The sequence below is a fragment of the Aeromonas sp. V90_14 genome, assembly GCF_029967615.1.
Taxonomy (GTDB): Bacteria; Pseudomonadota; Gammaproteobacteria; order Enterobacterales; family Aeromonadaceae; genus Aeromonas; species Aeromonas hydrophila.
Genome location: NZ_JASCAS010000005.1, coordinates 127,710 through 133,709 on the forward strand (window position 1 = coordinate 127,710; position 6,000 = coordinate 133,709).

General features: G+C 59.1%; 4 protein-coding genes, 1 tRNA gene and 1 rRNA gene. 4 read left to right on the forward strand and 2 right to left on the reverse strand.

Features of this window, described 5'->3' with window-relative positions; translation table 11 throughout:
* Positions 1-79: 79 nt before the first annotated feature.
* From QLG02_RS06240 to QLG02_RS06255, 4 genes are all read left to right on the forward strand, one after another.
* Positions 80-679, forward strand: coding sequence for an NAD(P)H-dependent oxidoreductase (locus tag QLG02_RS06240; RefSeq protein WP_016349118.1), 600 nt, complete (start codon positions 80-82; stop codon positions 677-679).
* A 70-nt stretch (positions 680-749) separates the two neighbouring features.
* Positions 750-2,606 (forward strand): monovalent cation:proton antiporter-2 (CPA2) family protein, encoded by a 1,857-nt coding sequence (locus QLG02_RS06245; RefSeq protein ID WP_282464784.1) that lies wholly within the window; start codon positions 750-752, stop codon positions 2,604-2,606.
* Entirely contained in the window at positions 2,603-2,989 is a 387-nt protein-coding gene (locus QLG02_RS06250) for a SirB2 family protein (RefSeq protein WP_016349116.1), read from the forward strand. The genes QLG02_RS06245 and QLG02_RS06250 overlap by 4 nt, the downstream gene beginning before the upstream one ends.
* Before the next feature lie 303 nt (positions 2,990-3,292).
* A complete protein-coding gene (locus QLG02_RS06255; protein WP_005308002.1) occupies positions 3,293-4,279 on the forward strand; it encodes a WYL domain-containing protein in 987 nt (328 codons plus the stop codon).
* Positions 4,280-5,561: 1,282 nt separating this feature from the next.
* Here the strand turns inward: QLG02_RS06255 and QLG02_RS06260 are convergent.
* Together QLG02_RS06260 and rrf are read right to left on the reverse strand one after the other, a co-directional pair.
* Positions 5,562-5,638 (reverse strand) — tRNA-Asp (locus QLG02_RS06260).
* 96 nt (positions 5,639-5,734) lie between these two features.
* Positions 5,735-5,849: ribosomal RNA gene (gene rrf, locus QLG02_RS06265) — 5S ribosomal RNA — on the reverse strand.
* Between the last annotated feature and the right edge of the window lie 151 nt (positions 5,850-6,000).

Sequence of the window (6,000 nt, forward strand, 5' to 3'; positions counted from 1 at the left end):
TAACGTCGCTGCTCAATGCATCTTTTTTTTTCGCCGGTCGCTTGCACCGGTATTTGGCCCCTCTTCAGATCAGGAACCCATGAAACGCATTCTGGTTATCTTTTCACACCCGGCGCTGCAGAGCTCCCGGGCCAACAAACAGCTGCTGCAGGCCATCGACGGCCTGGAGGGCGTCACCCTGCACGACCTCTACCAGCACTACCCCAACATGTTCATCAACGTGAAGCGGGAGCAGGCCCTGCTGTCTGAACACGACATCATCGTGTTCCAGCACCCCTTCTACTGGTACTCCTGCCCCGCCATCATGAAGGAGTGGATGGATCTGGTGCTGGAGTATGGCTACGCCTACGGCCCGGAAGCCCACGCCCTCAACGGCAAGCAGTGGCTGTCGGCCATCACCACCGGCGGCGCCCCCGAGTCTTATTGCAGCGAGGGCTACAACCAGCGCCCGCTGCTCGACTTTCTGCTGCCGTTCCGGCAGACGGCCCAGCTGTGCGGCATGAGCTGGCTGCCGCCATTCGTGCTGCACTCCTTTCACAAGATCCGGGATCAGGAGGCGCTGCGCCGCTGCGGCCAGGACTATCGCCAGCTGCTGTGTGCCCTGCGCGACGAACAGCTGACCCCGGCCCAGCTTGCCGGCAGCCCCTATCTGCGCGACCTGCTGGAGGTACTCTCATGACCCGCTCTCGATCCGGGCGACGGCCCGGCCTGCCGACATCGGTCTCCACCACAGTGCGGAGGATCCGCTGATGGGACATGGTTTGCTGTTCGATGCCTTCATCTACCTCTCCGCCGCGGTGATCGCGGTGCCACTGGCCAAGCGCTGGGGGCTGGGCTCCGTGCTCGGTTACCTGCTGGCGGGCATCATCATAGGTCCCTTCCTGCTGGGGCTGGTGGGTGAACAGAAGGATGTGATGCACTTCGCCGAGTTCGGGGTAGTGCTGATGCTGTTTCTGGTCGGGCTGGAGCTCAGGCCGGCGCTGCTGTGGCAGCTGAAGGGGCCCATTCTCGGCACCGGCGGGCTGCAGGTGCTGCTGACCACGGCCGCCCTCACCGGTGTGGCCCACCTCATCGGCCTGCCCTGGCAGCAGGGGCTGGCCATCGGCCTCATCCTGGCGCTCTCCTCCACCGCCATCGTGCTGCAGAGCCTGCAGGAGCGCAAACTGATGCAGAGCGAGAGCGGCCGCTCCGCCTTCGCCGTGCTGCTGTTCCAGGACATCGCCGTCATCCCCATCCTGGCGATCCTGCCGCTGCTGGCCATCGCGCCGGTGGCCAGCAGCGGCAGCTCGGAGCTGGCCGGCTGGCAACACGGCCTGCTGGTGGTGGCTGCCATCTCGGGCATAGTGCTGGGTGGTCATTACCTGATGCGACCGGTGTTTCGCGCCATCGCCCAGTCCCACATGCGGGAGATCTTCGTCGCCGCCGCCCTGCTGCTGGTGATCGCCATCGCCGTGTTGATGGAATCGGTCGGCCTCTCCCCCGCTCTAGGCTCCTTCCTCGCCGGCGTGGTGCTGGCGGACAGCGAATATCGCCACGAGCTGGAAGCGGACATAGAGCCGTTCAAGGGGCTGCTGCTCGGCCTCTTCTTCATGTCGGTGGGCGCCGGCATCAACTTCGGGCTCTTTGCCGAGCACCCGCTGCTGATCCCGGCCCTGGTGGTCGGCCTGATGGTGCTCAAGTGGCTGGTACTGATGGCACTCGGCTTTGCCATTCGCATCTCGCCGAGTCAGCGCTGGACCTTCGGGCTGGCGCTGGCCCAGGGCGGGGAGTTCGCCTTCGTGCTGTTCTCGTTCGCCGCCCAGAACAAGGTGCTGCCGGGGGATACCATCGCCCTGCTGACCCTGGTGGTGGCGCTCTCCATGGCGCTGACGCCGCTGCTGTTGATCCTCAACGATCGGGTGCTCCAGCCCTGGTTCGACTATCGCAACCAGAGTGAATTGCCGCAGCACGAGCAGCCGGAGCTGGTGGAGCACCCGGTCATCATCGCCGGCTTCGGCCGTTTCGGTCAGATCGTGGGCCGTCTGCTGCACGGCCACGGCATCGGTACCACCATCCTCGAGCAGGATGCCAGCCAGATCGAGATGCTGCGCAAGTATGGCTATCAGGTGTTCTATGGCGATGCCAGCCGGCTTGACCTGCTGCACGCCGCCGGCGCCCACAAGGCCAAGCTGCTGGTGCTCTCCATCAACGATCCGGCCACGTCACTCGAAGTGATTGAAATGGTGAAGAAACACTTCCCGCACCTTAAGATACTGGCGCGAGCCCAGGATCGTCCCCACGCTCACGAGATCCTGCGCCAGGGCGTGGGCAGCGTGTACCGGGAAACCCTGGGTTCTGCCGTGGATCTGGGGGTAGAAGCCCTGACCCAGCTCGGCTTTCGGGCCAACCAGGCCTGGCGGGCCGGCCAGACCTTCAAGCAGCACGACAACTGGCTGCTGCGGGAACAGGTCAACTACCTGGACGACGAACACACCTATATCAACAAGAGCCTGCAATACCGGGACATCCTCTCCGATCTGCTGCAAGACGATCAGGAAGGACAGGAGCGCATTCACGCTCACAACTGGAACAGCGGTCTGCCCGACAACGACAAGGAAGCAATATGATTGCCTATTACCCCATGCTCAAACACCTGCACATGACGCTGGCGCTGGTCAGCGTGCTGCTGTTCCTCTATCGCTGGCTGCTGGCCCTGGGGGGCAGTGCCCGTCTGCAGCAGAAGTGGCTGAAGATCCTGCCCCATGTCAACGACACCTTCCTGCTGCTGTTCGGGGTGCTGCTGGCGGTGACCCTGCAGATGAGCCCGGGCCAACAACCCTGGCTGATGGCCAAGCTGATCGCTCTGGTGGTTTACATCGGCCTCGGCGTCATGGCACTCAAGCGCCCTGCGCGCAGCCAGAAGCTGGTGGCCGGCCTCGCTGCCCTGGCGGTATTTGGCTACATGGTGGGCGCCGCCATCACCAAATCCGCCTTGTCCTGGCTGGCCTGATCCTGCCAAAAAATACCTGCCTGGTGGAGGGGGGCCATCCCCTCCACATCATATTCTGCGTTTCCCCGTCATTTCTATTTTTTCCTCTCCCCCAAATCCGTAAGACAGCACTTTCATTTGGTGATTTTTCATCATTTTCAAGCCTCGATTGCTGCCCAAAATGATGGCAATTATGTTTAGGATCATGTGGTTAGCTTGGTTTGTATGAAAATGGCGACAGTTGTCGCAGCAAAACTTGCGACATAGACTGTCGCAAGGCATGGCTAGGATACACTCAACGCTAAACCAGTGAAGGCATGCACCATGAGTAAGAAGCTGTTACGACAACTGACCTTGGCGCGTTGCATCCCGCACCGCCCTTACAAGCTGACCGCCAGCCAACTCCAGGTAAAACTGGAAGAAGAAGGCATCCATGTCAGTCTGCGTACCGTGCAACGGGACCTGGAAGAGATGTCCGGCATGGGGTTGTTCGATCTCACCTCGGATGAACGCAGCAAACCACACGGCTGGTGCTTCGAGCGCCATGGCCTCAATGATTTTGCCAACATCATGCCGCTCTCCTTGGCCGTCGCGCTGAAAACCTGGAGCGACCAGGCCAGCCAGCTGTTGCCGGCCAGCGTACTGACCGAACTGAACCCCTTGGTCGACAAGGCCAGCCAGGTGATCCGCGACAGCCAGAGCGAACTGGCTGAACGTTGGCTCGAGAGCGTGCACCAGTCACCGCGTCCTTTTGCCGGCAACCCGGAAATCCGCCGCAGCACGCTGATCCGCGATGCATTGTGGCGCGGTCGCAAGTTCAGTGCCGAGATCCAGCGGGTCATCAAGGAGCGCACTGTATGGCTCTGCTACGACCGCATCAATCCGCTCGGCATCCTGAACCAGGCGGAAGGACCGACCCTCCTCTGCACTCTGTCCGAACTGGATCCCAAGGTCTACGGTATCCCGTTCGATCACATCAAGAACGTGGAGCTGACCAACTTCAGCGCGACCCAGCCGAAGGATTTCAATATCCAGAAACTGATCCGCGATCAGGGGTATCAGGATGTCAGCGGACCGATCCGCTTCGTCGGTCGCATCGATGCCAACTGTCCGACCCTGGTCGACGGCCAGATCCCCGGCCACAATCCGCGCATGACTCGCTACGACAAGCGCAGTGTGGTGGTGGAAACCGAGGTGCAGGACACCCCCGAGTTCCGTACCTGGCTCAACAACATGAGCGGGAACCTGGAAGTGCTGGCGCCTGAATCCTTGCGCAAGGCATATCCGACACCGGGTAGCCGCGTCAGCTGACCACCGCAGAAAAAGCCGGGCCAAGCCCGGCTTTTTGTATTCTTTTTGAGCATATTTATTCAACTAATTTTTAAGTCTTGCCCACCGAATTGAGCCTGCTTGTACCATCGTTTTCGCCCCGTTTTTGCGTGTAAGAGATCCGCCATGGCAGCTGTAAGAGGCCACTGTGTCGAACCGTACGCGAAGCCATCTTTGAATCCACATGCTTTCCCATGAAACAAACTAATACTATGATTTATATAACTTTATCTCTATAGCATTGGTCATTAATCCGTTATCGTCACGCCAATAACGCCGGGACCTCCCTTGTTCCGCCCCCTGGTTCCCTTAATATGGGTCTCACAAGGACGGAGCTGGTTCGGCAGGATGCGGAAACAGCGCATAAGCAGGGAATAAACCACAGGGTGTGGGCAAGGAACACCTCAGGATGAGGCCGGTAACCAGGATGGTTATCAAACGGAATGCAGGACACCACGGGACGTGGTTGTGGACACCTCGGGATGAGGCAGAGCAAACAGGATGATTGCTCTTCAGGAAGAATATGGACCTCGCAGGAAGCGAGCAGGACGGCTCCAGGATGAAGCGAGACAACCCGGATGGTTGTCTGTCAGGATGACGCAAGGAACACCACGGGATGTGGTAACGGACACCTCCAGGATGGAGAGAGTGCAGCAATTAGGAGCGATTGCCAGGCTAGGATGGCCACAGGACACCTCAACGGATTGGGAAGGGGATATTCCGAAGGATCAGGATAAAGTCAGGGATTGCAGGGAGCGTTGCAGTTCATGGACTGGACTAGATGACTTGAGGGGACGGCTGCTGCCGTCCCCTTTTCTTTATGTGCATTTTGTACCAAAACGGGTCAATGACATGGGATTCTATTCGCTGCCACAGCACATCCTGTGTGCTCTAGAATCCCCTCAATCTGGGTACCATTGTCAGCCAGAATACTCCCTCCCTCACCTCCTACACTTCGTGAACGCGGCTCTGGGTTGGTGCTGCAGGGCGTGGTCAAGTAACCACCCGCAAAGCTCCCCCTCCATTTGCTCAGACCTTCTTAAAGGTGCTTCAACCGGAAGGCTCCCAGTGTAAAGCTGGCTCATTGCCAGCGACCACATACCCGCCGGAAACACAGGATGGAATGGACCCACCCCGACATGACCACCGTCTGGCTCTGCGTGTTTTACTGAGTCGCGTGAGGCAAAAGAGGCTATTCGGGGGACATGAGTGCGGTGTCGGAAACGAAAAAAAGCCCAGTCTTTCGACTGGGCTTCTTAAGTAGTGGCGGAGCGGACGGGACTCGAACCCGCGACCCCCGGCGTGACAGGCCGGTATTCTAACCGACTGAACTACCGCTCCGCTGTCTGGTTAGCTTTTTGCTAAATTGTCTGCCGCTTCATTGAGGTGTCATCCTCGCAGCCGGTCATGTGTTTTCACATCACCGTTTAATTGGGTGCCTGGCAGTGTCCTACTCTCGCATGGCGAATGCCACACTACCATCGGCGCTACCGCGTTTCACTTCTGAGTTCGGCATGGGATCAGGTGGTTCCACGGCGCTATGGCCGCCAGGCAAATTCTTCAATCTCGGAAAGCTGACGTGAATAACGAACTGCCTGTTGGCTTCGCTATCACTGAATTAGTAGTTCACTCATTCGCTACAAGGCCCAGAACACTTCTTGGGTGTTGTATGGTTAAGCCTCACGGGTAATTAGTATGGGTTA

Bases quoted from the DNA above. Each gene is read 5' to 3' on its own strand.
- QLG02_RS06240 (WP_016349118.1), top strand. From the start codon at position 80: ATGAAACGCATTCTGGTTATCTTTTCACACCCGGCGCTGCAGAGCTCC.
- QLG02_RS06245 (WP_282464784.1), top strand. From the start codon at position 750: ATGGGACATGGTTTGCTGTTCGATGCCTTCATCTACCTCTCCGCCGCG.
- QLG02_RS06250 (WP_016349116.1), top strand. From the start codon at position 2,603: ATGATTGCCTATTACCCCATGCTCAAACACCTGCACATGACGCTGGCG.
- QLG02_RS06255 (WP_005308002.1), top strand. From the start codon at position 3,293: ATGAGTAAGAAGCTGTTACGACAACTGACCTTGGCGCGTTGCATCCCG.